1 pseudogene is annotated in these 399 nt (G+C 55.1%); it reads right to left on the bottom strand.

Going from position 1 to position 399, the window contains the following annotated elements:
* Positions 1-238 (bottom strand): annotated as a pseudogene (locus AB4Y42_RS44340) (transposase); the annotation flags it as partial.
* Between the last annotated feature and the right edge of the window lie 161 nt (positions 239-399).

Genomic DNA, 399 nt, shown 5'->3' with positions numbered 1-399 from the left:
CAGTATGTTGCAGGGGATTTGCTCCATCAGCATGCGTTCACTGCGAATCGAATACAGCACCCGCAGCAGCAGCGCCCGAATCAGTTTCTCCGGCTCAATGCTCGGGCGACCGCCTTTCGCGTTGATCTCGTACATACGCGAGAAGAGTGCGTCCATGCGAGTGAGTACGTCGCTCAGCCAAGGCCGAATGGGTCGCAACGGGCGATTGGCCGGAACGAAGGTCATCGAGCCTCGACATTGTGAACAGTGACTCTGTATAGCCGCCCAAAGCGATTGGGCTGGACTGAGCTGGCTGCGGTTTGTATGGCAATCTGTCTTGGTTGTTTCAGTTGACGGTTCTCGATCCCTTTGATTCTGACAGGAGGCCAAGTAGTACGTGGATAATCAAGCACTTCCGGT

Origin of the sequence: Paraburkholderia sp. EG286B (assembly GCF_040965655.1) — a bacterium.
Taxonomy (GTDB): Bacteria; Pseudomonadota; Gammaproteobacteria; order Burkholderiales; family Burkholderiaceae; genus Paraburkholderia.
Note: the sequence above shows the minus strand (reverse complement) of the source record. Positions and strands in the feature narration are given on the sequence as shown.